The sequence below is a fragment of the Chitinibacter fontanus genome, from assembly GCF_013423785.1.
Classification (GTDB): domain Bacteria; phylum Pseudomonadota; class Gammaproteobacteria; order Burkholderiales; family Chitinibacteraceae; genus Chitinibacter; species Chitinibacter fontanus.
Window position 1 is genome coordinate 2379607 of record NZ_CP058952.1, and the last position, 25708, is coordinate 2405314.

The 25708-nt window shown below is 50.6% G+C and carries 34 protein-coding genes and 1 other RNA gene; 18 read left to right on the forward strand and 17 right to left on the reverse strand.

Features of this window, described 5'->3' with window-relative positions:
* Positions 1–8 precede the first annotated feature (8 nt).
* Both panB and panC read left to right on the forward strand, forming a co-directional pair.
* Positions 9–803: a 3-methyl-2-oxobutanoate hydroxymethyltransferase gene (gene panB, locus HZU75_RS11210; protein ID WP_180306139.1), complete on the forward strand. Its 795-nt coding sequence runs from the start codon at positions 9–11 to the stop codon at positions 801–803.
* 72 nt (positions 804–875) lie between these two features.
* Positions 876–1718 carry a pantoate--beta-alanine ligase gene (gene panC / locus HZU75_RS11215; RefSeq protein ID WP_180306140.1) on the forward strand — a complete coding sequence of 281 codons (843 nt, stop codon included), beginning with the start codon at positions 876–878 and terminating at the stop codon, positions 1716–1718.
* A 95-nt stretch (positions 1719–1813) separates the two neighbouring features.
* Here the strand turns inward: panC and HZU75_RS11220 are convergent, their stop codons facing one another.
* Both HZU75_RS11220 and HZU75_RS11225 read right to left on the reverse strand, forming a co-directional pair.
* Positions 1814–2467 carry a hypothetical protein gene (locus HZU75_RS11220; RefSeq protein ID WP_180306141.1) on the reverse strand — a complete coding sequence of 218 codons (654 nt, stop codon included), beginning with the start codon at positions 2465–2467 and terminating at the stop codon, positions 1814–1816.
* 80 nt (positions 2468–2547) lie between these two features.
* Complete coding sequence (locus HZU75_RS11225; protein ID WP_180306142.1) at positions 2548–3387, reverse strand: substrate-binding periplasmic protein; 840 nt, start codon at positions 3385–3387, stop codon at positions 2548–2550.
* 182 nt (positions 3388–3569) lie between these two features.
* Here HZU75_RS11225 and dinB point away from each other — a divergent pair, with 182 nt between their 5' ends.
* Positions 3570–4628 (forward strand): DNA polymerase IV, encoded by a 1059-nt coding sequence (gene dinB, locus HZU75_RS11230; protein ID WP_180306143.1) that lies wholly within the window; start codon positions 3570–3572, stop codon positions 4626–4628.
* On the opposite strand, the gene HZU75_RS11235 is transcribed toward dinB, so the two are convergent.
* The 4 genes from HZU75_RS11235 to HZU75_RS11250 form a co-directional block, all read right to left on the reverse strand.
* Positions 4594–5163, reverse strand: coding sequence for a phosphatase PAP2 family protein (locus tag HZU75_RS11235; RefSeq protein WP_180306144.1), 570 nt, complete (start codon positions 5161–5163; stop codon positions 4594–4596). The genes dinB and HZU75_RS11235 overlap by 35 nt on opposite strands.
* A 247-nt stretch (positions 5164–5410) precedes the next feature.
* On the reverse strand, positions 5411–5884 hold the full coding sequence (locus HZU75_RS11240) for an AraC family transcriptional regulator (RefSeq protein ID WP_180306145.1): 474 nt from the start codon (positions 5882–5884) through the stop codon (positions 5411–5413).
* A gap of 138 nt (positions 5885–6022) precedes the next feature.
* A complete protein-coding gene (locus HZU75_RS11245; protein WP_180306146.1) occupies positions 6023–6730 on the reverse strand; it encodes an SAM-dependent methyltransferase in 708 nt (235 codons plus the stop codon).
* 93 nt (positions 6731–6823) lie between these two features.
* Complete coding sequence (locus HZU75_RS11250) at positions 6824–7435, reverse strand: Maf family protein (protein WP_180306147.1); 612 nt, start codon at positions 7433–7435, stop codon at positions 6824–6826.
* 61 nt (positions 7436–7496) lie between these two features.
* Between HZU75_RS11250 and HZU75_RS11255 the strand changes: the two genes are divergently transcribed.
* From HZU75_RS11255 to fabF, 8 genes are all read left to right on the forward strand, one after another.
* The gene (locus HZU75_RS11255; protein ID WP_180306148.1) at positions 7497–8024 is read left to right on the forward strand and encodes a YceD family protein; all 528 of its coding nucleotides are present in this window, start codon (positions 7497–7499) and stop codon (positions 8022–8024) included.
* 25 nt (positions 8025–8049) lie between these two features.
* Positions 8050–8229: a 50S ribosomal protein L32 gene (rpmF, locus tag HZU75_RS11260; protein WP_157670101.1), complete on the forward strand. Its 180-nt coding sequence runs from the start codon at positions 8050–8052 to the stop codon at positions 8227–8229.
* Between the two features lie 90 nt (positions 8230–8319).
* Positions 8320–9378 (forward strand): phosphate acyltransferase PlsX, encoded by a 1059-nt coding sequence (plsX, locus tag HZU75_RS11265; protein WP_180306149.1) that lies wholly within the window; start codon positions 8320–8322, stop codon positions 9376–9378.
* Between the two features lie 46 nt (positions 9379–9424).
* A complete protein-coding gene (locus HZU75_RS11270) occupies positions 9425–10384 on the forward strand; it encodes a beta-ketoacyl-ACP synthase III (RefSeq protein WP_308419413.1) in 960 nt (319 codons plus the stop codon).
* Between the two features lie 102 nt (positions 10385–10486).
* Complete coding sequence (gene fabD / locus HZU75_RS11275; protein WP_180306150.1) at positions 10487–11413, forward strand: ACP S-malonyltransferase; 927 nt, start codon at positions 10487–10489, stop codon at positions 11411–11413.
* Positions 11414–11503: 90 nt separating this feature from the next.
* Complete coding sequence (fabG, locus tag HZU75_RS11280; protein ID WP_180306151.1) at positions 11504–12247, forward strand: 3-oxoacyl-ACP reductase FabG; 744 nt, start codon at positions 11504–11506, stop codon at positions 12245–12247.
* Positions 12248–12445: 198 nt separating this feature from the next.
* The gene (gene acpP, locus HZU75_RS11285; RefSeq protein WP_028449818.1) at positions 12446–12685 is read left to right on the forward strand and encodes an acyl carrier protein; all 240 of its coding nucleotides are present in this window, start codon (positions 12446–12448) and stop codon (positions 12683–12685) included.
* A gap of 125 nt (positions 12686–12810) precedes the next feature.
* Entirely contained in the window at positions 12811–14052 is a 1242-nt protein-coding gene (gene fabF, locus HZU75_RS11290) for a beta-ketoacyl-ACP synthase II (protein ID WP_180306152.1), read from the forward strand.
* A 67-nt stretch (positions 14053–14119) separates the two neighbouring features.
* Here fabF and HZU75_RS11295 read toward each other — a convergent pair whose 3' ends face one another.
* The 3 genes from HZU75_RS11295 to hpnC are packed head-to-tail and all read right to left on the reverse strand — an operon-like array spanning position 14120 to position 15941.
* Positions 14120–14476 (reverse strand): hypothetical protein, encoded by a 357-nt coding sequence (locus HZU75_RS11295; protein ID WP_180306153.1) that lies wholly within the window; start codon positions 14474–14476, stop codon positions 14120–14122.
* A gap of 11 nt (positions 14477–14487) precedes the next feature.
* Positions 14488–15075: a thermonuclease family protein gene (locus tag HZU75_RS11300; protein ID WP_228028034.1), complete on the reverse strand. Its 588-nt coding sequence runs from the start codon at positions 15073–15075 to the stop codon at positions 14488–14490.
* 5 nt (positions 15076–15080) lie between these two features.
* Positions 15081–15941: a squalene synthase HpnC gene (gene hpnC / locus HZU75_RS11305; RefSeq protein WP_180306154.1), complete on the reverse strand. Its 861-nt coding sequence runs from the start codon at positions 15939–15941 to the stop codon at positions 15081–15083.
* Between the two features lie 113 nt (positions 15942–16054).
* Here hpnC and HZU75_RS11310 point away from each other — a divergent pair, with 113 nt between their 5' ends.
* Positions 16055–16444 (forward strand): ComEA family DNA-binding protein, encoded by a 390-nt coding sequence (locus HZU75_RS11310; RefSeq protein ID WP_180306155.1) that lies wholly within the window; start codon positions 16055–16057, stop codon positions 16442–16444.
* An 85-nt stretch (positions 16445–16529) separates the two neighbouring features.
* Here HZU75_RS11310 and HZU75_RS11315 read toward each other — a convergent pair whose 3' ends face one another.
* The 6 genes from HZU75_RS11315 to HZU75_RS11340 form a co-directional block, all read right to left on the reverse strand.
* On the reverse strand, positions 16530–17315 hold the full coding sequence (locus HZU75_RS11315; protein WP_180306156.1) for a peptidylprolyl isomerase: 786 nt from the start codon (positions 17313–17315) through the stop codon (positions 16530–16532).
* A 29-nt stretch (positions 17316–17344) separates the two neighbouring features.
* On the reverse strand, positions 17345–17608 hold the full coding sequence (locus HZU75_RS11320) for a BolA family protein (RefSeq protein WP_180306157.1): 264 nt from the start codon (positions 17606–17608) through the stop codon (positions 17345–17347).
* Between the two features lie 12 nt (positions 17609–17620).
* The gene (locus HZU75_RS11325; protein WP_180308807.1) at positions 17621–17923 is read right to left on the reverse strand and encodes a YciI family protein; all 303 of its coding nucleotides are present in this window, start codon (positions 17921–17923) and stop codon (positions 17621–17623) included.
* 16 nt (positions 17924–17939) lie between these two features.
* Positions 17940–18500: a septation protein A gene (locus tag HZU75_RS11330; protein ID WP_180306158.1), complete on the reverse strand. Its 561-nt coding sequence runs from the start codon at positions 18498–18500 to the stop codon at positions 17940–17942.
* 477 nt (positions 18501–18977) lie between these two features.
* Positions 18978–19075, reverse strand: an RNA gene (gene ffs, locus HZU75_RS11335) — signal recognition particle sRNA small type.
* Positions 19076–19157: 82 nt separating this feature from the next.
* Positions 19158–20105 carry an asparaginase gene (locus tag HZU75_RS11340; protein WP_180306159.1) on the reverse strand — a complete coding sequence of 316 codons (948 nt, stop codon included), beginning with the start codon at positions 20103–20105 and terminating at the stop codon, positions 19158–19160.
* Positions 20106–20165: 60 nt separating this feature from the next.
* Between HZU75_RS11340 and smpB the strand changes: the two genes are divergently transcribed.
* Positions 20166–20624: an SsrA-binding protein SmpB gene (smpB, locus tag HZU75_RS11345; protein ID WP_157670298.1), complete on the forward strand. Its 459-nt coding sequence runs from the start codon at positions 20166–20168 to the stop codon at positions 20622–20624.
* Positions 20625–20694: 70 nt separating this feature from the next.
* Here the strand turns inward: smpB and HZU75_RS17440 are convergent, their stop codons facing one another.
* Both HZU75_RS17440 and plsY read right to left on the reverse strand, forming a co-directional pair.
* On the reverse strand, positions 20695–21486 hold the full coding sequence (locus HZU75_RS17440; RefSeq protein ID WP_228028035.1) for a PEP-CTERM sorting domain-containing protein: 792 nt from the start codon (positions 21484–21486) through the stop codon (positions 20695–20697).
* 175 nt (positions 21487–21661) lie between these two features.
* On the reverse strand, positions 21662–22285 hold the full coding sequence (plsY, locus tag HZU75_RS11355) for a glycerol-3-phosphate 1-O-acyltransferase PlsY (protein ID WP_180306160.1): 624 nt from the start codon (positions 22283–22285) through the stop codon (positions 21662–21664).
* Between the two features lie 96 nt (positions 22286–22381).
* Here plsY and HZU75_RS11360 point away from each other — a divergent pair, with 96 nt between their 5' ends.
* From HZU75_RS11360 to HZU75_RS11380, 5 genes are all read left to right on the forward strand, one after another.
* Positions 22382–22741 (forward strand): dihydroneopterin aldolase, encoded by a 360-nt coding sequence (locus HZU75_RS11360; protein WP_180306161.1) that lies wholly within the window; start codon positions 22382–22384, stop codon positions 22739–22741.
* Between the two features lie 182 nt (positions 22742–22923).
* On the forward strand, positions 22924–23841 hold the full coding sequence (locus tag HZU75_RS11365; protein ID WP_180306162.1) for a Tim44 domain-containing protein: 918 nt from the start codon (positions 22924–22926) through the stop codon (positions 23839–23841).
* A 102-nt stretch (positions 23842–23943) separates the two neighbouring features.
* Positions 23944–24324 (forward strand): hypothetical protein, encoded by a 381-nt coding sequence (locus HZU75_RS11370; RefSeq protein ID WP_180306163.1) that lies wholly within the window; start codon positions 23944–23946, stop codon positions 24322–24324.
* 13 nt (positions 24325–24337) lie between these two features.
* Complete coding sequence (locus tag HZU75_RS11375) at positions 24338–24997, forward strand: Crp/Fnr family transcriptional regulator (RefSeq protein ID WP_180306164.1); 660 nt, start codon at positions 24338–24340, stop codon at positions 24995–24997.
* A gap of 44 nt (positions 24998–25041) precedes the next feature.
* A complete protein-coding gene (locus HZU75_RS11380) occupies positions 25042–25695 on the forward strand; it encodes a Crp/Fnr family transcriptional regulator (protein WP_180306165.1) in 654 nt (217 codons plus the stop codon).
* The last annotated feature ends 13 nt before the right edge of the window (positions 25696–25708 follow it).

Here is a 25708-nt window from a genome sequence, read left to right on the forward strand (position 1 = left end):
TACCCATCATGAAAACGACTCTTTCAACGCTTAAGAAAATGAAGCAGGATGGCGCCAAAATCGCCATGCTGACCTGTTACGATGCCAGTTTTGCCACTCTGCTTGATGAGGCAGGGGTGGATATTCTGCTGGTTGGCGACTCGCTGGGTAATGTGATTCAAGGTCACAGCACCACGCTACCGGTGACGGTGGACGATATGGTGTACCACACCAAAGCCGTCGTGCGCGGTACGCAAAAAGCGCTGGTGCTGGCCGATTTGCCGTTTGCCAGCTATCAGGCCTCGCATATTCAGGCCTATGAAAATGCTGCGCGCTTGATGGCGGCGGGCGCTGAAATGGTCAAAATCGAAGGCGGCGCAGTGATGGTCGATACCGTCGATTTTCTGGTGCAACGCGGGATTCCAGTCTGTGCGCATATTGGGCTACAACCGCAATCGGTGCATGTCTATGGTGGCTACAAAGTACAAGGCAAAACTGAAACCGAGGCCGATATTCTGAAGCGCGATGCGTTGGCGTTGCAGGCAGCTGGCGCGGCGATGGTGTTGATGGAAATGGTACCTGCCAGTGTTGCTGCTGAAGTGACCGAGTCGCTATGGGTGCCGACCATCGGCATCGGAGCTGGCGTACAAGTCGATGGCCAAGTGCTGGTGCTGCACGATATGCTGGGCGTGTATCCAGGTAAGAAGGCGCGTTTTGTGAAAAACTTCATGGGTGGTGGCGTTACCAGCATCCAAGGGGCTGTTGAAGCCTATGTGAAGTCAGTGAAAGCACTGAGCTTCCCTACCGAAGAACATTCATTCTGATTTGATCTAGCTTGTGGGCCGCCCGATTTGTGATGGGTGGCGCTGGCCTATTGGTATTAAAAAGACCGCATAATGAAAATCATCCATACCATTTCCGAGTTGCGCGAATGGCGCAAAACCGTTGGCACTGTGGCTTTTGTGCCGACGATGGGCAATTTGCACGCGGGGCATATGTCGCTGATTCATGCTGCAAAAGCCGAGGCAGCACATACCGTGGTAAGTATCTTTGTTAATCGCTTGCAATTTGGCCAAGGTGAAGACTTTGACCGCTATCCGCGCACCTTGCAAAGCGATGCTGACATCATTGCCGCTCACGGTGGCGTGGATGTGATTTTCGCTCCGGATGAAAAAGAGCTGTATCCGAATGTGATTCAGCAATATCAAGTCAACCCACCGGCGATTGCTGAAGAGCTCTGCGGCGCATTCCGTCCGGGGCATTTCCGCGGTGTGGCCACGGTGGTGACCAAATTATTCAATATCGTCGAAGCTGACGTAGCTTGCTTTGGTAAAAAAGACTACCAGCAGCTCGCGGTGATTCAGGGCATGGTTGCCGACCTGAATGTGCCGATTCGCATTGTGCCGGTTGATACCGGCCGTGCGAGCGATGGTTTGGCGCTGTCATCACGCAATGGCTTTTTAAATGAAGCGCAGCGCGCGGAGGCGCCGCGGCTGTTTTTCCATTTGAGCCGGATGAAAAAAGCCATCGAAAACGGTGAGCGCGATTATTCCAAGCTGGCGATTGAAACCGTCACCGATCTGCGCGTGCGCGGCTGGCTGGAGGTTGATTACGTCGAAACCCGCAATGCACTGACGCTCAAACCGGCGGCCAGTACCGACAAACATCTGGTGATCCTGATCGCCGCCCGTATTGGGACGACACGCCTGATCGATAATATTGAAGTGAATTTGGTTTGATTTTATAAACCAACATAAAACATAAAAAGACCGCCGAGGCGGTCTTTTTGTTTTGGGTATTGCTCGGTAGCTGCGATTAATAAAGACCTGTAGCGCTATACCTTGCCAGTTTCCGCTTTGGGCTGGCTTGGCGCTAGAGTTACGGTATCGCCAGTGGGGATGCCTTCTTTCTGCCAGCGATCAAATTCGCCCATGATGGCATCGTAGGTTTGCTGGCTGATTTCTGGCAGCGCCCCACCGAGTGCTTCTTTGGCCGAGTCAAAACCTTGCTGTACCGCATTGCGAATCTTATCGAGCTGCGCCGGATCATTGCCGATGGCAAATTTGGCAAAGCTTAAAATTCGTTCGGCGACTTTTTTCACGCCAAATTCGCCATCGTCGCTGATGGCTGCTTTGGCTGCGTCAATAGTGGCAGGGTCGGCGGTGAGTTTTTGCTGGCCGCTGGCGACCAGTTTGAAATCTAGCCCTTGCTCTTGCACCAGATTACGCACCAGATTAATCAGGCCTTCGGCCTTTTTTTGCGACTCGGCTAGCAGGGTTTCCAGGTCGGGTGGCACGATGCGCGTGTTTTTTGGATTGGTGTAGGTTAGGGCCTCATCGGCCTTGCCACTGATATCAACTTTTTCCTGACTGGCGGCCGGCTCATTCGGATTGCTGCGCGTGGGGGCTGGTGTGGTGCTGCTGCGCAGGCTAAGTGAGCTGCTGCTACTGACATTCACGCCAAGACTGCTAATCATCGTATTCATCATGACACCTCCACGAAACAACCATATAGATAATTATCGGCGTAATGGCGGAGAAAATCAGCGTAAAAGTGCCGCAATAACAATTATTTAGCTTGATTTTCGCTGTTGGCCTGATCAGCGGTTGATTCTTGAATCAAGCTGCGTTTGAGTTCACTCTGTGGCAGGTAGCGCGCCAAAATGCGCTGCAGAGTGCCATCTTGTCGCATTGCCAGCAGCAAGTTATTCCATTGCTGAACTTCTGCGGCGCTAAAGTGTTTTTTGGAGAAAACCAGTCTTGCCTCTACGCCACGATCACTGGGGGCCCAGTCACGTGCGACCGCTTGCTGATTAAATTGCAATCGTCGGAAGTAAAAGTTATAGGCGGTGGGTTGCGCAAACGCGCCTTGAATCTGACCATCGCGTAGCCATTGAAATAATTGCTCGCTGTCTTTGGCCTCATCGACTCGGCTTTGTGCGCGGAGTTGATTGATCAGCGCGTCTTGTACTTCGCCGTGCCGATATGAAGCGACCACTCCCCAGCGCAGCGTCGGGCTGGCTAGAAAGGCATTAAAGTTCGGGTATTTTTCGGCAATGGCCTTGGGAAGTACCGCCATATTTTTGAGGCGGATATATGGCACGCTGAAATAGGCAAAAATGTCGCGTTCTGGTGTTTTAATGGCTGATACGCTGAGCATGGTTTGTCCACTGCTCAGCTCCAACCAGATTTGCGCTCGGGGCAGTGTCGCCATCGTAAATTGGCATTGGCTTCGTTGTGCCAATTCATCAATCACCGCGCGATCAATGCCTTCATCTTGATGATAAAGCAGGCCAAACTCGTAAAATGCTACGCTGATTTTTTTGCTGCAATTGGGGTTGGCCCAGCTGAAGTGGCTACCCAAAAATAAACCTATGATGAGTATCTTCATGAAGCGATTGATAGTCATGATCTTGCTCCATATACACCAAGGGGTATTGTGATATGTCTGCTGGTGGATTCTCAATCTAGCCCGAGGCGGCGCGCCAGAGTAGCTCAATCGTGGCTTCTTACTTACAGACGGCAGCTGCACTTGCATGTTAAGTAGAACGAACGTACACTTTGTTTTTGCCGTGATTGGGGAGGGGAGTGGTGCGCAAAATTATTCATATCGACTGCGATTGCTTTTACGCGGCGGTAGAAATGCGCGATCGCCCCGAGCTGCGTGATGTACCGATTGCGATTGGTGGCGCGCCCGATCAGCGCGGCGTGATTTCAACGTGTAATTATCCGGCGCGCAAATTTGGCATTCACTCCGCGATGCCGACCAAATGGGCGCTACGCCAGTGCCCCAATTTGGTGTTGCTGCCGCATTCGTTTGAGCGTTACCGCGATGCGTCGCGCCGCGTACATGCCATTTTTGCCGATTACACCGAGCGCATCGAGCCGCTATCGCTCGACGAAGCCTATCTCGACGTCACAGATCTACCACATTGTCACGGTAGTGCTACCTTAATGGCGCAGGAAATTCGCGCACGCATTGAGGCAGAGGTGGGGATTACCGCCAGCGCCGGCATTGCGCCCAATAAATTGCTGGCCAAAATTGCCAGCGATTGGCGCAAACCGAATGGGCAGTTTGTGATTACGCCGGACGAGGTCGCCGCGTTTATGCCAAGCTTGCCTGTGGGCAAATTATGGGGTATCGGTAAAGTAACCGCGGGTAAGCTAGCCAAGCTGGGTCTCAATACTTGCGGTGATGTGCAGGCGTGGTCACATGCCGATTTGCTGCGTGTATTGGGGCGCTTGGGCGAATCCTTGTATTGGCAAAGCCGCGGCGTGGACGAGCGGCCGGTGGCGCGCAGCGAGAAGCGCAAATCACTGTCCGTCGAACATACCTACAATCAAGATTTGCCTGACCTAGCAGCCTGTATGGCCAAGCTGCCATCACTGTATGCTGATTTTGCTCAGCGTCAGAGCCGATCGCAGCAAGATACCCCCCATAAAGCCTTTGTCAAAATCAAGTTTCACGACTTTACGCAAACGACGATGGAATGTATTTGCCCATCACCCGAGCCGGCCATTTTTGAAACGCTGCTCAGCCAAGCCTGGCAGCGCGGCGCCAAGCCCGTACGATTGTTAGGCGTGGGCGTACGCTTTGCGGATCGCCCCAAACGCCTTATGGGCGAGACATTGCCGCTGTGGGCGAGCTAAGTTGGCTGTAGATCAGCCCGAGCGTAATCACCACAATGCTGGCCATTAAATAGCCCGCCAAAATATCGCTGAAATAATGCACGCCCAGCACCAAACGAGCCGCCCCGCTGAGTACGACCCACGTGAGCGCCAGTAGCAGGCCCACGCGACGAGATGCTGGAAAATGGCGGCTGAAAATAAGCCAGACTAGCACGCCCAAAGTGAGTGCCGCCATCGCATGTCCGCTCGGCAGCGAATTACCCGTGGTGTGAACCAGATGCTCAAATTCGGGGCGTGGACGGCCAAGGAGCCCTTTGCAAATTGCATTCAGTATCCAGCTCAGTGCTACGCCGCCCACAATCAAGCCCGCTGCAATGCGGTCTTGCAAACGGAAATACAGAATCAGTGCCAGGCTTGTTGCAATGATTAGGCTGCCCACGCCGCCGCCGAGTTGGCCGAGTAAAATACTTAGTTGAATGCCGAATGCGCTGTGTGCGTAAGCCCATTGCCCCAGTGCCAAATCAACCGGAGCCAGTCGCGGGTAGTTCAGGAGCAAAAGTAGCAGCGTAATAGCGCAAGCGAAAAGCGCCGCTATGGCGCGAGGATGTTTGATGTGCATCGCCATATTTAATCTAATTTTGTAAAGGCGTGCACGATACCGAATGCGTATGGGAATGGCATTGTTAGTATTGCCATAGATGATTTTTTTAGGGTATAGCTTGGTGGCGCTGCTATATAAAGGGCTATACAGTCATACCCAGTAGGTCAATTAGATATGACTGCCGCTGCTTGGCTAGAGGTACTTATTGGCGCACTTTGACTGGTGCACACAGTCGGCAAGAAAATGCCCCTGTTTGCTGATCAAAACAATCGGTCGGTAAATAGTGCTCAAAGCCCGCACGTTCACAATCAAACACATAATCACTATTGGGCAACCATTCGGTGAGCAGGTTTTGCCAAACCGCGCGGCAATCATCAGGTAAGCCAGTAAATTCGGCACAGGCATATAAGCCTCCGGGCATCTCCATCGTCTGCATTTCGCCACTAGCGACAAAATCAGCCCCCACTTCAGTCGCGGTGGCGTAGCGACATTGCTCAGGTGGGGTTTGCAGTGGGTTGTCGTAGGAAATGCCGAAATGTTGCAGAAACGGTAGTTGCAAAGCCTGAAGTTGCCCCATAAATTGCTGCCACAAACGACCAATGCTGTCATCGTAAGGGCCAACCTGGTGCAGATAGGCAACGCGAGTAGGGGGTAGCTGCTGTACTGTGACTTTCATCTGAAGCTCCAAAAGCGCCAAAGAACAGCCATTATCGGCTGATTGCTGGTGGGCGAAAAGCCAGCTGAATGAATTTTGTGTTGCGGGCTTGCTTGGGTATCTGCCTGAGGGGGGCTTATCTATAGGCAGATACCTTGGTTAGGCTTGGATAATAAACACCGTTGGGCGTTTATTGATATCAGGCTCTGCGCGTTTTTTCCACTGTGCAGCTTCCAGCGTCAAGATTTCCTGTTCTGGCAAGGTCATGTCGCAGGCGACCGTGAGCCGAGTGCTGCCTTTAAGCCCATCGCGCAGGGCTTGAAACAGTGCCAGATTACGGTACGGGGTTTCAATAAAGATTTCGGCTTGATTTTCTTTGGCTGAGCTCGCTTCCAGTTGGCGCAAGGCTTGTAAGCGTCCGGCGGTATCGGAGGGCAGGTAACCATTGAAACGGAATTTTTGCCCATTTGCACCCGAGCCCATCAAGGCCAATAGCAAAGATGATGGGCCAACCAGCGGAGCGACTTTGATGCCGCGCTGATGTGCAAGTTGTACCAAGCGCGCCCCCGGGTCGGCCACGCCGGGACAGCCCGCTTCGCTCATTAAACCCACATCGTGGCCTTCGAGCAGCGGCTTGAGTAGTGCCGAGACTTCGTGATCTTTAGTGTGCTCGGATAATTCTTGCATCCACAAGCTGCGCAATTCGTGCGGCGTGCCAAGCATTTTCAGGTGCGCGCGCGTGGTTTTGGCATTTTCAACGACAAAATGCGTCAGCTGTTTGGCGATGTCGATCACATCAGCTGGCAAAATATTGCTCAGCGTGTCGCCACCCATCGGAACGGGAATTAAATATAAAGTGCCTGCCATGCCAACCTCGATCTAGATACGGTGCTAGGTATATGCCCAGCGATGATAATTAAATTGGTCTGCATTGATATACTCTCGATGCAGTTGCGCTGATTACAAAATAGCTATCCCTTCATTGTTGAGCATGGTAACCAGCTCGATCAGTGGCAAGCCAATAATGGCTGCTGGGTCGCGTCCTTCGATGGCGGCAATCATCACAATGCCAAGGCCTTCAGTCTTGGCGCTGCCCGCGCAGTTGTACGGCTGCTCACGCTGTAAATAGGTTTCGATTTGTTCATCGGTATAATTGCGCATCGTTACACGGGTCACATCGACGATACTTTGATGCGTGTCACTGGCGGTGTTGTACAGTGCCAACGCAGTATGAAATGCGATGGTTTGGCCGCGCATTGCTTGTAATTGCTTGACTGCTCTATCGTGTGTACCCGGTTTGCCCAGTTGTTCACCATTGAGTAACGCCACTTGGTCAGAGCCGATGATCAAACTATTGGGAAATTGATCTGCCAGTACGCGCGCTTTAGCAATCGCGAGGCGCTCGCTGGTTTGTGCTGCGCTCTCGCCCGCAAGCGCGGTTTCGTCCAAATTTGGCGCGGCAACGGTGAACTCTAGCCCTAAGCGTTCCAGTAATTCCTTGCGATAAGGCGAGGTGGAGGCCAGCACGAGACGTATTTTTTTATCGCTTGGCAGAGAGGCTTGTTTTTTCATAAGAATTTAATAGTTACCGCGCACCGCGCGCATTTGACAGACATAGGTCGCAGATTATATCATGCGCGGTTTCCGGTTCTACGCGGCAGCCAATATGACTGTGATACATAGCGCGGAATTTGCGCAGGAAGCTAGAGAACTTAAGGGTTCTATACCGCTTGCCCAACTTTCCCGGCTTGCCGATCAGTTGGCTGATACGTCAGGTGAAGTATTCTGGCATATCGAAAGTGGCGTAGATCGCCTGCAGCGCCCTTGGCTTTATTTAGAAGTAACGGGTACTCTGCAGCTGGTGTGTCAGCGTTGCCTCTTGGGCGCGCCTTGGCAGCTCCACAGTGAAACCGTGTTGACCCAATTTGCCGACGAGACACAAATCGACGAAGCCGAAGCGCTCGACGAAGACCTCGAAGGTATTTTGATCGATCCGGAGCTGGATATTGAAGCACTGGTTGAAGATGAGATTTTGCTCGCTTTACCCGTAGCGCTGACGCATGAAGTATGTGGTGGCGACGAAGCGCTAGCCAAATTGGCGAGCGATAAACCTAATCCGTTTGCAGTCCTGGCTCAGTTGAAAACCAGGAAAGCGGAATGACAACTGAGTATTAAGGAGTTTTAACATGGCAGTTCAACAGAATAAAAAATCACCTTCGAAACGTGGCATGCACCGCGCTCACGACTTCCTGTCTGCACCAGCTTTGTCTGTAGATGCTGCGACTGGTGAAGTTCATCGCCCGCACCACATTTCTCCAAACGGCTTTTACAAAGGCCGTCGTGTGATCAAGGCTAAAGGCGAGTAATTCGCGCTTTAATGCCACTCTAAGCTTTGCTTAGCCTTGCGGCGCAAGTGAGACCCCTCGCTTGCGCCGTTCGTCGTTTTAGGATTTCAGATGGATATTACCGTTGCAGTTGATGCCATGGGTGGCGATCACGGCGCTCATGTGACCGTGCCAGCAGCCCTGCGTTTTTTGCGCGATAACCCCGATGTGAATATCGTGCTGGTTGGTCTGGTGGATGCGATTGAGGCTGAACTCAAAGCGCATCAGGCACAAACAGGCCCGCGTTTACGCATTCATGCCGCTTCCGAAGTGGTAGCGATGGATGAGTCGCCGCAATTGGCGATGAAGAATAAAAAAGATTCTTCAATGCGCGTGGCGATTAATCTCGTTAAATCGGGTGAGGCCAATGCGTGCGTATCGGCCGGCAATACCGGCGCCTTGATGGCAACGGCGCGTTTTGTGCTCAAAACTATCCCTGGGATCGATCGTCCGGCTATCGCTAGTTTGATGCCGACGATGAAGGGGCAAACTTTGATGCTGGATTTAGGCGCTAACGTTGACTCAACGCCGCTGCAGCTGACGCAGTTTGCGATCATGGGCTCGGCGATGTTTGGGGCCTTAAAGCAAAAAGATGCACCTACCGTGGGCTTGCTGAATGTGGGTTCTGAAGAGATTAAAGGCAATGAGGTCGTTAAAGCGGCAGCAGAGCTGGTGCGTCAGACGCGGCTGAATTTTGTCGGTAATGTTGAAGGTAATGATATCTACAAAGGCACGGTCGATGTAGTGGCGTGTGACGGCTTTACCGGCAATATCACACTGAAGGCCTCAGAAGGTGTAGCGCAGATGTTCAGTACTTTTTTAAAGGCTGAATTTACGCGTAACTGGTTTACCAAGCTGTTGGCGCTGGTGGCAATGCCAGTGTTAAAAAGCTTTAAGCATAAATTGGATCCGCGCCGGTTTAATGGTGCGTCGTTCTTGGGTTTGCGCGGTATCGTGGTAAAAAGCCATGGCGGAGCAGACGAAGTTGCGTTTTACTGGGCGTTGGCTCAGGCCGTTGAGGAAGCTCGCTCCAGCCTGATTCAGCGTATTACCGATCAAGTGCAGCATGAGTTGCGGCATTTTGAAGCCACAGATGCCGGTGAAAAATCGGCAATGGAACAGTCCGCCTGATTGAATGCGCTAGGCGCAGATTGTTGATCAGGCTAAGGAGTGGGTTGTGATTTATTCTCGTATTGCAGGTACTGGCTCTTATTTGCCAGAGCGTATTTTAAGCAACCATGAGTTGGCTCAAACCGTCGATACCAGTCATGAATGGATTGTGACTCGCACCGGTATTTCTTCGCGTCATATCGCGTCTGAAGAGCAGTTAACTTCCGATTTGGCGCTGATTGCGGTTGAGCGCGCGCTAGAAAGCGCGGGCGTGGCCAAAGAAGACGTTGATTTACTGATTGTGGCCACCACGACGCCCGATAATATTTTTCCGTCGACCGCCTGTTTATTGCAAAACAAGCTGGGCGTGCATGGTTTTCCTGCCTTTGATGTGCAAGCGGTGTGCGCGGGGTTTGTGTATGCACTCACTACCGCCAATGCGATGATCAAAAGCGGTGCTGCTAAATGTGCGGTGGTAGTTGGTGCGGAAAAGCTCTCTAACCTGATCAATTGGCAAGATCGTGGCACGTGCATTTTGTTTGGCGATGGTGCTGGTGCGGTAGTGTTGACCGCGTCAGAAGAGCCGGGCATTTTGGCGACCAAGCTCAAAGCGGATGGCCGCTACAATGGCATTTTGAAAACCGCTGCGCGCCCAAAACAAGGTGTGCTCGACGGTGAGCCGTGGATTTATATGGAAGGCAATGCGGTCTTCAAGTTTGCCGTACGTGCGCTGGCTGATATTGCCGAAGAAACGCTGGCCGAAGCCGGTCTGGAAAAAACCGACATCGATTGGCTGGTGCCACATCAAGCCAATGTGCGCATTATTGAGTCGACTGCCAAGCATTTGGGCATGTCGATGGATAATGTGATCGTGACTTTGGGCGAGCAGGGTAATACCTCGGCGGCATCGATTCCATTGGCGCTTGATCATGGTGTGAAGTCGGGTAAGATTCAGCGTGGCCAAACCATTCTGATGGAAGGAATTGGCGGCGGTTTTGCTTGGGGCTCCATCCTCGCGAAGTTTTAAGAGATTGAATCAAAACGGCGCACAATGCGCCGTTTTTACTGTATTGAAACATTTGTTTGAATGTGGGCCTGCTCAGGGCGCACGCTTAACAAGGAGTTGGCAATGTCGTTAGCATTTGTATTTCCGGGCCAAGGCTCACAATCAATTGGCATGATGAATGGCTGGGCGGATTCCGCCGTGGTGAAAGCCACTTTTGACGAGGCATCCAGTGTATTGGGTCAAGATTTGTGGGCGATGATCAATGAAGGTCCGGCTGAAGAGCTGAACGCGACGGTCAATACCCAGCCGGTGATGTTGGCGGCCGGCGTGGCTGCATGGCGTGCTTATTTGGCTAATGGTGGCCAAATGCCGGCCGTGATGGCTGGGCATAGTTTGGGTGAATACACGGCACTGGTGGCCGCCGAAGCGATTAGCTTTGGCGATGCGTTGGCCTTGGTGCGCCTGCGTGCTGAAGCGATGCAAGAAGCCGTGCCAGCGGGCACGGGTGCGATGGCGGCGATTTTGAATTTGGCTGACGAAGAAATCATTGCTGCGTGTGCTGAAGCTGCGCAAGGTGAAGTGGTGCAGGCGGTGAACTTTAATTCGCCGGGCCAAGTGGTGATTGCCGGTACGAAAGCCGCAGTTGAGCGCGCCTGCGAGGCTTGTAAAGCACGCGGTGCCAAACGCGCCTTATTGCTGCCGGTGTCTGTGCCATCGCATTGCGATCTGATGAAGCCTGCGGCAGAGAAATTAGCCGCCAAATTGGCCACGATCGAAATTAACGCGCCAAAAGTACCAGTACTGCATAACGCTGATGTCGCTGCATACAGCGACGCTGCTGCGGTGCGTGATGCGCTGGTGCGCCAGCTTTACCAGCCAGTGCGCTGGGTAGAAACCGTGCAAAAAATGGTCGCCGATGGCGTGACTGTGATGGCCGAATGCGGTCCGGGCAAAGTATTGGTCGGTTTGAATAAACGGATTGCGGCCGATTTGCCATCTGTGGCCTTGGTTGATAGCGCTTCGTTGGAAACATTGAAAGCGGCGCTTTAATTCATTTGTATTAATTGAGGTATATGCTTGTGGATAATGCTGTATGCGTTCTCTGGGTGTATACCCTGTTTATCTCAGTGAGAGGTAGGTATGAGTTTGCAAGGTAAAGTAGCGCTAGTAACTGGGGCATCACGCGGGATTGGCCAAGCGATTGCACTGGAATTGGCGAGCATGGGCGCAACGGTGATTGGCACGGCCACCAGTGATAGTGGCGCTGCTGCAATTGGCGATTATCTGAAAACCGCAGGCGCCACTGGTGCGGGTTTGCGTTTGAATGTGACTGAAGACGGCGCGTGTGACGCGATCGTGGCGCAAATCGAGAAAGAATTTGGCGCGATTGCGATTTTAGTCAATAACGCCGGCATCACGCGTGATAACCTCTTAATGCGCATGAAGGACGAAGAATGGGATGCCATTATGGATACCAATCTGAAGCCCGTGTACAAATTATCTAAAGCTGTGATGCGCAATATGATGAAAGCGCGTTGGGGTCGGATTATTAATATTGCCTCAGTCGTTGGTGCTACGGGTAACGCTGGTCAAACCAACTATTCGGCAGCCAAAGCAGCCTTGTTTGGCTTTACCAAATCGTTGGCCAAAGAAATCGGCAGCCGTGGTGTTACGGTGAATGCCGTAGCACCTGGCTTTATCGATACCGATATGACCAAAGGTCTGCCGGACGAGCAAAAGGCACATTTGGTGGCCAATATTGCCTTGGGTCGTTTGGGTGATCCACAAGATATCGCAGATGCCGTGGGCTTTTTGGCTTCGGATAAAGCGGCGTACATCACAGGCAACACCATCCATGTAAATGGTGGGATGTTTATGAATTAATCGGGTAAAATCGCGACCAAGTTGCGATATTGCCGGATAAGGTGTGATAAAAATCTGTCTGGGCGGTAGCAAAATTACTCAAAAAATAGTAAATTTGCGCTTTATTGCATCATGTAACTGTTTGCAGGACCAATTTTTTGGTAGAATGCGAACGCACTTTTCAGAAATTAAGCTAAAAAAGGCTTGGGAACTAAATCCATGGAAAACATCGAACAGCGCGTGAAGAAGATTGTTGCTGAGCAACTGGGCGTGCCAGAAACTGACGTTAAGATTGACTCTTCGTTTGTTAACGACCTCGGCGCCGACTCACTCGACACCGTTGAACTCGTTATGGCTCTCGAAGAAGAATTCGAGTGCGAAATCCCTGACGAGGACGCTGAAAAAATCACTACCGTTCAACAAGCAGTTGACTACGTTAACGCTCACCTGAACAAGTAATCTCGGTGATTCCAGACCTCCGCTATGGCTTGCTGTAGCGGGGGTTTTATTTTATCTGGCGCTGCTAAAACAATTGTTTGAAGCGCTGCCGGCTAGACGCCGGTTTTGAAGCGGAGTACCCCCACGTGTCTAAACGCAGAGTAGTTGTTACCGGTTTGGGTCAAGTTTCCCCCGTCGGCAATGATGTTGCCACTGGCTGGGCCAACCTGCTTGCTGGCAAGTCTGGTATTGGTAAGATCACCCGATTTGATGCCAGCGATCTGGCTTGTCAAATTGCAGGTGAAGTTAAAGATTTCGATATTGGTCAGTATATCAGCCCGAAAGATGCCCGCCGTATGGATGTATTCATTCATTATGGTATTGCTGCGGCGTTGCAAGCGGTGGCAGATGCTGGCCTTGATGATATTGCGGGTCTCGATAAAACACGCGTTGGCGTGAACATTGGCTCGGGGATCGGTGGTTTGCCGCTGATCGAAAATACTGGCGTCGACGTGGTTCATGGTGGACCACGTAAAATTGGCCCTTTCTTTATTCCTGGTTCTTTGGTAAACCTGATTGCTGGTCACGTATCGATCATCAAGGGCTACCAAGGTCCATCGTATGGTATCGTTTCGGCGTGTACCACCGGTGCGCATTGTATCGGTGACTCGGCGCGTATGATTCAGTACGGCGACGCGGATATTATGGTGGCGGGTGGTGCGGAAGGCGCGATCTCTAAATTGGGGATTGGCGGCTTTGCGGCAATGAAAGCACTGTCGACACGCAATGATGATCCTGCTACCTCGTCTCGTCCATGGGATAAAGGCCGTGATGGCTTTGTAATGGGCGAAGGTGCTGGTGTCTTGGTACTGGAAGAATATGAACACGCTAAAAAACGTGGCGCGAAAATCTACGCAGAGCTGGTAGGCTTTGGTATGAGTTCTGACGCGCATCACATCACTGCGCCAAATGCTGATGGCCCTGCGCGTGGAGTCTTGAATGCTCTACGTGATGCTGGTCTGAACGCTGATGCTGTTGATTATGTGAATGCCCACGGTACGTCAACGCCATTGGGTGATGCCAACGAAACTAACGCACTGAAGATCGCTTTGGGTGATCATGCGAAGAAAGTCGTGGTGAATTCAACCAAATCAATGACTGGCCACTTGTTGGGTGGTGCGGGTGGTGTTGAGGCGATTTATTCGATCTTGGCCTTACATAACCAAGTGTCGCCTCCTACTATCAATTTGTTTGAACAAGACATTGAAGCGGGTTGTGATTTGGACTACTGCGCCAATACTGCACGTGATATGAAAATTAACGTGGCTATTTCCAATAGCTTCGGTTTTGGTGGCACCAACGGTACGCTGGTTTTCCGTCGCGTATAAGCTGCTGCAATTGAATAAAAAACCACGCCCTTGGGCGTGGTTTTTTATTGGGTGGCGAAATGGCGCATTAAAACTGAATGCAGGGGCGGCCTTTGCTAAGCGAGTAGCAGCTGCAATTGGCAAAGCGCCCATCCGGATTCACAATCAGCGTATGCGCTCCTAATTTGCACCAGCGACCGGTGCTTGGTTCTAGCGCATGATCAATATCTAATGCCTTGCTGCTGCGTTGTTGCGCGCCTAGCGTGTAATTGCCATGATCATCGTCCCATACCGTAATTATTAGATTGCTGTTGTTGATGATTTGGCCATTCAATGGCCAAGGCCAATGACCGTCTCGTTCGCGTTCTTGCTGGATCACAAATACGGCGGTGATCGCCAGTGTGATGATTAACAGGCTGCTCAGTACCACGATTCTGATTTTCATCACTCAATTCCCTAGTTATTGCGGTTCGCTTTGCGCCAGTCCCATGGCGGCGTTGGGTGCTGATCGGCCCATAAGCCAGTCTTTTGTGATTTTGCTTGAGTCTGTGCAGATTCATAACGTTCAAAATCAGTCGAACTCTGGCCTTTGGTATATTGGGTGTAATGCCAAGCCAGTCCCGCCGTGACCTGCTGAAGGTTGATATCGCGTTGATTGTGCTCAATCACGGCAACACCACGTCCGTAGCGGTCGACATCAATGATGGAGGCTGTAACGGTTTGCCGGTAGATCAGATCAGATAGCGCTTGCTTGGCAACTTGACCAAATGGCATTGCTTTTTCGGGAGCATCGATGAAAGCGAGGCGCAATTTATATTGTTTTCGATCATCGCTGAGTACCGTGATCGTGTCACCATCAGCCACACCTACCACTTGGGCACTTAACTGCATCCCGCGTTGTAATTCGCCCGATGTCGGTGGGCTAGGCTTGAGATAGCTCCAGAGGGCAAGCCCGACGATGAGTAATGCACCCAGCCGTTGTGGCCAAGTTTTTGCGGTGAATATTCGAAGTAAAGCACGTTGTTGGGTTTGTGTGACTTTCATGCTGCTTAGTGACAACCTGTTTGAGTGGGGGTGGATGCAAAACCAGCTTTGATGGCTTGATATAAGATAATTGGCCAATCCAATGTGCCCAGCGTGGGGCGAGCGGAGTAGACATCGTAATTGACTTGTTGCAATTTAGTGAGGATTCGATCGGCAGAGAGCACGATGGTACGAATCTCAAGCCCGATGCGGCCTGGTAGTGCGCGACCGAGTGGTGATCCTGCTCGCAGCATTTTGCGGGTACGATTGCACTGAAAAGCCATTAGGCGACTGAACGCAGGGTTGCTATGGCCAGCAAATAATTGGGCTTCATTGACCCCATATTTTTCCAACTCGTCTTGTGGCAGGTAAATGCGATCTTTCTTTAGGTCGATGGCGACATCTTGCCAAAAATTCACGAGTTGCAAGGCGGTGCAAATGCCATCCGATTGTGCGAGCATTTTGGCATCGGTATAGCCAAAAATATGCAGCAAGATGCGTCCAACTGGGTTGGCCGAACGGCGGCAATAATCAATCACTTCGCCAAAATTGGCGTAACGTGTTTTTACGACATCTTGGCGAAACGCCGAAAATAGATCTTCGAATAATTGCAATGGAATCTGATATTGCTGTGCAATTGGAACCAATGCCTGAAAGCGAGCGGTTATTGGTGGCGTGCCGTTGGCAATGCGCGCTATTTCATTGCTGCATTCATTCAGTGCGGCAATGCGCTCTGCCTGGGTGGCATCTCCCTCGTCAGCTAAATCGTCGGCATAACGTGCAATGTGGTACACGATGGCAATCGGGCGACGGAATGCTTTTGGTAGTAGTAAAGAGCCAACCGGGAAGTTCTCATAATGTTGTACTGTTTGCCCAGGGGTGATCATGACAAATCCTTAATAACAACTGACTCAGTCTGGTTTTATTTGCTGTGAATGCTATAGTGATCGAGCGTAAGTGCTTACGTATCAAATATCTCAAAACTAATTAGGGGAATGCAATGTTGAAAAAACTACTCATGACTTTGTTTGCTAGCTTAGCATTGGCGGCTTCTGCATTTGCTGCAGTAAATATTAATACAGCTACGGCAACTGAATTGGAAGCACTCAAAGGCATTGGCCCAGAAAAAGCCAAAGACATTGTTGAGTATCGTACCAAAAATGGCGCCTTTAAAACGCCAGAAGATATTATGAAAGTACCAGGTATCAAAGAAGGTACCTTTGCAAAAATTAAAGCTGATGTCACTGTAACTGGTAAAACCAGTGCGGCAGTGCCAGCTGCAGCACCAAAAGCATCAGCAAAACCTGCCGATGCCAAGACCGCAGCTACTGCTAAGCCTGATGCTAAAGCGACCAAAGCCGTTGCGGCTAGTGCGCCAGCTAAAAAATAAGCCAACAGCCAGTGATAAAAAAACCGGATCAATGATCCGGTTTTTTTTCGCCTGCCGCACTAAGCCGGACTGGCACGATAAATGTTTACTGAATCTTGGCGGTTTTCACCAAGTCATCAACCATCTTCTGAATACGTTGGCCTTGAACTTGTTGCTCAAGTTGAGGTTTCACTTCTTCGTACGATGGGCCTTTAGCTTCACGCACATCATCAAGTTTGATTACATGGAAACCATACTGAGTTTTTACAGGGTCAGAAATTTTGCCTTTTGGCAGTTTTTCCAATGCGCCACCAAATTCAGGTACGAAGTTCTTTGGATTTGCCCAGCCTAGATCGCCACCTTGTGAGCCTGAACCTTTGTCCATTGATTTTGCTTTAGCTAGCTCATCAAATTTTTTGCCTTTTTTTAGGTCGGCGATGATGGCTTGTGCTTCAGCTTCTGTAGCAACCAAAATGTGGCGCGCTTTGTATTCTTTGCCGCCGAAGTTCACTTTGATTTTGTCGTATTCTTTGCGCAATTCAGCGTCGGTGATTGGATTAGCTTTTACGTACTGATTAATGAAAGCACCAATCACAACGCGCTGTTTCAGCATATCCAGTTGTGCCATCGCTTCTGGATTTTTATCCATGCCTTTTTTGATGGCTTCTTGGTAAACCACTTCGTTTTTGATCAGTTCATCTTTGATTTTCGCGCGCAACTCTGGTGAGTCTTTTTGGCCGCGTTGTGCCAAATCGTTGACGAATGCGTCAGATTTAGCTTGTGGAATAGCGACGCCATTGACGGTGGCCACAGTACCTGCCGGAGCAGCAAAAACACTAGCTGACAAGCTAGCAGCAGCAATGGCCAGAGCCAAACGGTTTGCTTTAAACATGCGATTTCCTTCGTTCAAAATAGCCAACATCAAAATTCATCCGGCGTTAAAGCTCGGATACTCAGTGCATGTATACGATGCGGAATCAGATCAGATAAGGGCTGGTAGACCATACGGTGGCGCTCCAGTGACTTTTTTCCAATAAACGCGTTCGATACAATCGTTAATTCAAAATGCCCACCGCCACTGGCTGCGCCAGCGTGACCAAGATGCGCTGCGCTATCGTCAAAAAGCTCAATACTTTCAAACTCTAGTGCAGCCAAACGGCTGCGGATTTCGTCGGCGATGTTCATGATACCAGACTCTTAAGGTAAAACATGACGAAAGGGTTTTACCACGACTTCGGTAAAAATGCCATTCGTACTGTAAGGGTCTTCACTAGCCCAGCTTTGCGCCGCTGAAAGGCTGTCAAATTCGGCCACAATCAGGCTACCACTAAAACCCGCCGGACCCGGATCAACGCTATCAATCGCAGGAAACGGGCCTGCTAAAATCAAGCGACCTTCATTTTTTAGTACTTCCATACGCTCTAGATGCGCTGGACGCACCGCCAAGCGATCCGTCAGTGAGTCCGGTTTGTCGGTGCCGATAATCGCATATAAAGGCATCATTTATCCTTAAAAATTATTCAGAATCAGCAGGTTTGTCCTGCTGTTCGGGTTGCATATGTTTCGACAGGTAGACACTTTGCGCTACAACGAAGCCCAATGTCAGTACCAAAGTACCAAATACTTTGAATTTGACCCAAAGCGCTTCTGAAAAGTTGTGAAACACATAGATATTAAGTGCGCCCATCAGCAAGAAAAACAAGGCCCAGGCGTACATCAATTTGGTCCAGATCGGGCGGGGTAGTTCAAGCGATGCGCCCATCAGTTTTTCGATTAAGTTATTCTGCTTGAGGTGCCATGCGCCAACTAGCACTACGCTAAACAGCCAATACAGCACCGTGGGTTTCCACATGATGAACTGTTTATTGTGAAAAATGATAGTCATGCCGCCCATGACAGTAATCAGCACCAAGCTGATCCACAGCATATTGTCCACATGGCGGTGTCGTACCCAGCTATAAATCACTTGGCCAATCGTGGCGGCGATGGTGACGCCTGTTGCGATATAAATATCATCGGTATAGCTATAAGCACCAAAGAAAAGCAGGATCGGAAAAAGGTCAAAGATAAATTTCATGCGGTTAGCCCCAGAATATTTTTTGAATCAAAGTGGTTTTTCCCTGCTTGAGGCGTTGCCGCATTGTGATTGTACGGTCTGACTCAGGATGATATTCACTTGAGTTGCGCCACTTTAAGTGCGGCGATTATGCAGGGGGGCAGGGCGTGTGACAAGAAAGCGGACGAAAAAAAACGCCGATCAAAAGATCGGCGCTCAATGACCACTGGAGATACACGAAGCATCAGCTTGCGAAACGTATAGTGCGCCTTGAACGCCTTGCGTGCTTTGATGTGGCGCAAAATTATTGCAGAGTGTTAGTGTGAGAAAATCGGTGCTGTCATTGATGCCAAAAGAGAGTTTGGCCGATATGGTTGATGGTATTTGCGGGGTATATGGCTGTAAGCGAATTATGTCTTTGCATGGCGGAATATACCTGTTCAGCAACTAGAGAGTAGCTCGTTAGGTAATAGCAATTGCAATGAATTTTGGGGAGGAGGTGGCGAGCCCGACCCCCGGCACTAGCATCAAAAGCTGTGGCTGCTTCCTTCCGGACCTGACCAAGTTCACCTTCTAGCTATGCGGGGAGACCCGCCGTCGAAGCCGCTGATCTGCATCAGCGTATCGTGGCGTTGCGATGTTTGGTTTGCACCTCAATCACAACAGGGCGCGACTATATCACAGACTGGCGACCGATTGCCACTGTTGGCGTAAAACTTCGGGCGCTTGCCGCCCTAAATGGGTATACAGCCAAGTGCCAGCCGCTTCGACGCTGCGCCGACCCGCTGGCCAAGCGCCTAGCGTGTTAAAAATATCGCCTGCGGCATACAGCCCTTGACGCACTTCTCCGGCGATACATTGGGTGCAATTAATGATAATGGTGCCACCGCGCGCTTGTTGGGCTAAGGCAGTAATCAACGCCGGATGCTGCGGCAAATTACCGCTGCCATAGCTCTCGATCACGATGCCATGCCATGCTTGGCTATTGATCATCGCGGCAATGGCCGTTTCGCAGCCTGGATACAGTTTTAGCGCCAAAATCGCCCGATCTGCATTGAGCGCGTGCAGTGTAAACGGCTGATGTGAGTTGCTCGGAGCGGCTAACGGCGCGTTAGGTGCGCCATACGCGGTGTCAGCATCAGCGTCCAGTTTTTTGACGCAGTAGGCGGGCAAGACGAGTCCGCCAAACGCCAGCTGTACGCCACCCTGTTCGCTGGATGCAGCCTGTAGCGCCAGCTGAAAATTAGCTGGCCCATCGCTACCGTTATGTACCCATGGGCGCTGCGCGCCAGTGAGGATGACCGGCTTGGCCAAATGGGCCAGTTGCCAATGCAGTGCCGCGCCAGTCCACGCCATTGTATCGGTGCCATGTAGCACGATAAAGCCATCAAATTGATCCATGCGCTCGGCGATATCTTGCGCGATTTGCCGCCAGTGCTCTGGAGTCATTGCCGAAGAATCGAGCGCGACCGGATATTCTGAATATTCAATCTTTACACTGGGTATATGCAGCTGTGCCAATTCATCAATAGGCTTGATCAAGATACCCTGCTGAGGGGTTAGCCCATTAGGACTATCTGTGCAGCCTATTGTGCCACCGGTATACAGGCAAAAAATACGTTTCATGGTCAGTGGGGCCTTGGGAGTGCTAGAATTCTTTCTTTTTGCAGTACAGGATGATACGGCATGGTTATCGCCGACAACCGTAAGGCGTTTCACGAATATTTTATTGAAGAACGTCTCGAAGCGGGGATTGTTCTTGAAGGCTGGGAAGTCAAATCGATCCGCGCCGGCCGTGTTCAGCTCAAAGAATCATACGTGATTTATAAAAATGGCGATTTTTGGCTGTTTGGCTGCCATATTTCACCGCTGATTAATGCCTCGTCACATGTCTTGCCGGACGTAGTGCGTACTCGCAAACTGCTGCTCAAACAGCGCGAAATTGAAAAATTGGCGATGAAGGTTGATCGCGCTGGGTATACGATTGTTCCAGTGAATATGCATTTCACCCGTGGCTATATTAAGCTCGAAATCGGCGTGGCCAAAGGTAAAAAGCAGCACGATAAACGCCAGACCGAGAAAGAGCGCGAATGGCAGCGGGAAAAAGCGCGCATTGTGCGGGATCACACCAAACAGGCAAGCTAATTGATTTTTCAGTGCCCGAATAAAAAAACCGAGCTAGCTGCTCGGTTTTTTTATTCGGGGGGCAAATGACTTAGTTGTGTACTTTGCGACGACGAGCTGCAATCAAGCCTAGCAAGCCCAAACCCATTAACGCATAAGTTTCTGGTTCTGGAACCGGAGCCGCGATGGTATCAACGGTCACACCCAAACCATTTAAAGCCACGTTGGCGAATGTGTTTGGTAGGTTGGCATAGTTATGGCCGTTAACGTAGAAATAAGTATCGAAGGATAAGTTGAGCCACGGGCTTTGTGGGATAACCGCGCCGTTTTCAATCAATGAATCGCCAAAGCTCATTGAAGAATACAAAGGCACAGCTTTATTTCCAACTTGAGCAAATTGCAGCGATTTGTTATCGGTAAGCGTGCTATACCCCACCCATTGCCAGCCTGAGCCATTGCCGGGCGTCAGCACCCCAACCGTGGTGCTCACCGCGGCAGATATGAAAGGGTTGGCAGGGTTTAAGTTTTGCTTGCCTGCAGCAGTGTTAAGTTTGATATCGCTAATTTGCTCCGCATGGATATCGCTAATCTGCTTACCCTTGTTCGCTTCAACGGTGAACCAGCTATATAAATCGACCGGTTTTGTATTTTTGGTCAAATCGCCATTACCTGAAGAACTCTGGCTGGCAATGCTGCTGCCATCGCTTTTAGTGAACATCAGAGTGTTGCCATTCAGGCTGGCGCTCAGTCCGCTGAGCCAGCTCTGGCTCCAGTCAATTTTGTAGGTAACATCAGTGCCTACATAACTTTGGAATGCGGCGTGTGCAGGGGTAAGACTGAGTGCGAGTAAGGCAGAGGCTAAAATTTTGTGAGTTGTTTTCATTGCTATCCCTTAGTGTTTTATTTTTACGGGTAGTATTTTATCCCTGAAAGCGTATGTGATGACATGAATTTTGCGAAAAACTTTCATTAGCTAATGCTAATTCTTTTGCCTGTTGTTGGTCGCTGGCATGCCGCACGAGTTTCCATCACCACATAACAAACAATGTGCAACTCAGCTAAGCTTTGTCCCCGATTTTTCCTTCCTTACCACTGAGCAGACCAAGGATGTTTTGCTTATGACGCACAATCAGCAATAGGCTAATTGCAATGACCGCGGCAAGGTAGGCGGGGACGGGTAAAAATAGCCAGCATAAAAACGGCGCAGCGATGGCAGCACAAATGGCCGAGAGCGAAGAAATTTTGAGCCCTTTGGCCACAAACAGCCAGATCCCCAAGGTTGCCAAACCCAGCCAGCCATTCAATGCCAACAAGATGCCGGCCGCAGTCGCAACACCTTTGCCGCCTTTAAATTGAAAAAACACCGGCCACATATGCCCAATGGTGACTGCTAAGGCCACGGCTGCGATGAGTTGATCGAATGGCAGGCCCGCACTAACGCCTGCGATGGGGGCAAACTGCTGCGCGGCAAAAACGGCGACCCAGCCTTTGAGTGCATCGCCCAATAGAGTGAGGGCGGCGGCTTTTTTATTGCCTGAGCGCAAGACATTAGTCGCGCCGGGATTGTTCGAGCCGTAACTGCGCGGATCGGCCAGACCCATAACACGGCTAACGATGACGGCGAAAGATAAAGACCCAATCAAATAGGCGGCGATGATGAAAAATACTAAGGTGAGGTTCATCCCAAATTCCACTACAATCATGAGCTTTTGATTCTAAGCTAATCCGCCACCTGCTCAAAGCGTTCTGCGTAGCGGCGGCGGTAGGGCGATCCGAATATGGACATTATTTATTTGCAGCAAGTGCGCGCCGATACGGTGATTGGCTGGTATGACTGGGAGCGCACCCAGTCGCAGGCGGTAGAGCTGGACTTGGAAATCGGCCTGCCGTCGGCACGCGCCTGTGTGAGCGATGATTTGGTCGATACCATCGACTACGACAAAGTCGTTAAGCATTTGCGCGCGGTAATGGCCGAAAAGCATTTTTTGCTGATCGAGGCCTTGGCCGAGCATATCGCCCACATTCTGCTCCATGATTTTGGCGCACCTTGGATCAAGGTGTCGGTGACCAAACTGAATATCTTGCAAGACGTTGGGCGCGTTGGTGTCACGATTGAGCGTGGGCATCGCGGTAGCTAAAATCTCAATACACGTACTATGTATTTAAATGTAGGGTATGGTAGAGCTGGTTTCGCTCGCTATACCCTTATTTTTTGTTGCATGATATTCAGATATTTTTGCAGCTTGATTGAACTTGTTGCTCCTCGCCCATACTAATAGGGCATTGATCAACTCATCCCGAATGACAGGATAAATACTTTATGGCTCGTTTTAGTCAAACTTTGATGGTCGTATTAATGAGCACGACATTGTTTGCTAGTCACATTGCGGAGGCCAAACGTGTCGGCGGTGGCCGATCTGCCGGGATGCAGCGTCAAGCCGCGCCTGCTCCGCAACGCCAGGCTGCACCTCAGCAACCTGCGCCGATGGCACCAGTACCCGTGCAGCAAAAGAAAAGTGGCATGGGCATGATGGGGGGCGTATTGGGGGGCTTAGCGGCCGGTGGCTTGTTGGGTTATATGCTGGGCAATCACAATGCATCAGGTACTGCGCAGGGTGATGGTGGTATTCCATGGGGCACCTTGTTGCTGTTGGGGGCGTTGACTGCTGGTGGCGTAATGTTGCTTCGTCGCCGTAATACCCGCCCTGTGGCACAGGCTAATCACTATGCTGGTGCGACACCAGCAATGAGCCCTGTACCACAACAACCGATGGCATTTGAGTCAGCGCCACAGCCACAAGATTTGAGTGGCGGATTCCGCATCGGGCAAGGAGCTGGTGGCACTTACTCAGCTCCTGCCACGCCGATTAGCCGTTTGCCAGATGGCACTGAGGCGGCTGCTTTTCTCCGTCAGGCACGTGCTAGCTTTTTGCATATGCAAGCGCTTAACTCGCCAGATCAAGCGGAAGAAATGCGCCGCTATATGACGCCTGAGTTGTTTATGCAACTTAAAGATGAAATTGGCAGCAATCAGGATGTCGCTGAGTTCCCTGAGCTGAATTTGCAAATCATCGAGGCCGTAAATGAAGGTGGCCGTATGGTGGCCAGTGTTGAATTTAGTGGTCGTGTGAGCGAGAGCCTGAATTCTCCTGCGGTGCCCTTCAAAGAAATCTGGCACTTTGTGCGCCCAATTGAGGGTGATCCTCGCTGGCTGTTGGCAGGTATTCAGCAAATTTAAGTGCTAGTTTGTCGTAATTGATCAAAAGCCCGTTAGGTTGTTGCGACTTAACGGGTTTTTTGTCTTACAATTTACCTTGATTTCTTGTTTGAAGGTGTGCATGTGAAAGCGCTCAGAACCCTGCTATTGCTACTGCCGTTGGCTTTGACGCTGAGTGGTTGTGACCAGGTGATGGAGCTGCTCAATAAGCCCAAAGCGAACGGTAAAGCCATTGGAGCCGCATGTCGGCATAGCGGGCGTGCTCTGGAAGATTGCTTTAGACGCAATTCGAAAGTTCCAAAAGCCGATATTTTCGCCGGCTGGAAAGAAATGAACGAATACATGCAAAGCAAGAAAATGGATATTGTGCCACCGCCACCTGACGTCACCACCGGCACCTTGTCTCCCGCAGAGGCGCCAAAAGAAGAGGGCGAGAGCGCTGCTTCTGCCGTAGCATCTGCGGCGGCCAGCGAGAAACCCAGTAAAGAAACGGCAAAACACTAACTAGAGAATAGTCATGGGCGCAGAAGCCGTTTTAGCAAAAGTTGAATTATTTGCCAGTTTGCCGCATGAAGATTTGCTGCAACTGGAAACCGTTGCAACGCGTCGGCATTTTGCCAAAGGCATGCTGATTTTTAACGAAGGCGAGCCAGTTGATCATCTACTGGTATTGCTGGAAGGGCGCATGCGGATTTTTCACAATAATGACGCGGGCCGTGAGTTTGTCTATGGCGTTGCAGATGCCGGAGTTTGTTTTGGTGAGCTGGCGCTGTTTGCCGATGAAGTACGTACAGTGAGTGCGGAAGCGGAAGAAGACTGTGTTTTTATGGCCTTGTCACGGGCTAACTTTCTGCAACTGCTATCGCAGCACCCGCAGTTGAAAGACCATATGTTGATTACTGCGACTAATTTGATTCGCCATCTAACCAAAACTGTTAGTGATTTGGCGCTGAAAGATGTTTATGGCCGAATTCGCAAAGTGTTTGAAGCTTTGGCGGTTCCTACCGAAGAAGGTGGCTTGATCGAAGATCAGCTCACGCAGCAGGATTTGGCGGATCGGGTGGGCGCATCGCGCGAAATGATTGCCAAAGTGATGAAAGAACTGGTGGCTGGTGGTTATGTTCAGACTGGCCGCCGACGTATTTTGATTTTGAAAAAGCTCCCCGAACATTTTTAAGTCGGCTTGAAACCCAATTAATTTGATCAATTAAAGGTGTATTTATGTTGGAAATGCTAAAAGCTATTCCCTTGTTGCAGGGTTTCCCAGATGACCAGCTGGAATATATTCTGAATACGGGCCTGAAGCGTAATATGCCTAAAGGCACGTTTTTATTCCGTGAGGGTGATCCCGCGGAGTCAATGTATGTGCTGATCGAAGGTCGTGCACGCTGTTTTGCTAGCGATAATCAAGGCAAAGAGTTTGTGTTTATGGTGGTTGAGCCCGGTGATGCGATTGGCGAGATTTCATTGATCGACCATGAGCCACGCGGCTGGTCATGTCAGTGTGAAGAAGATTCCAGTTTCCTGATGTTTACTAAGCAAGAGTTCCGTGAAGCAATGGAGCGCGAGCCGCACGTTAAAGATTTGGTCGTGCAAAACTTGGCCGCAATGGTGCGTCACTTATCGACCACGATGAAAAACTTGGCGCTGCTTGATGTGTATGGCCGCGTACGTGCGCTGTTTGAGTCAATGCTGATTGTTGAAGATGGCGTCGAAATGGTTAGCCAGCCTTTGACTCAGCAAGCGATTGCTGATCGTGTGGGCTCATCGCGCGAAATGATCGCACGCATTTTGAAAGAGCTGGTGTTCGGTGGTTATATTCGCCTTGAAAATAAGCGCATCATCATCGTGCAAAAACTGCCTGAACGCTTCTGATTGGCGTGGTGTT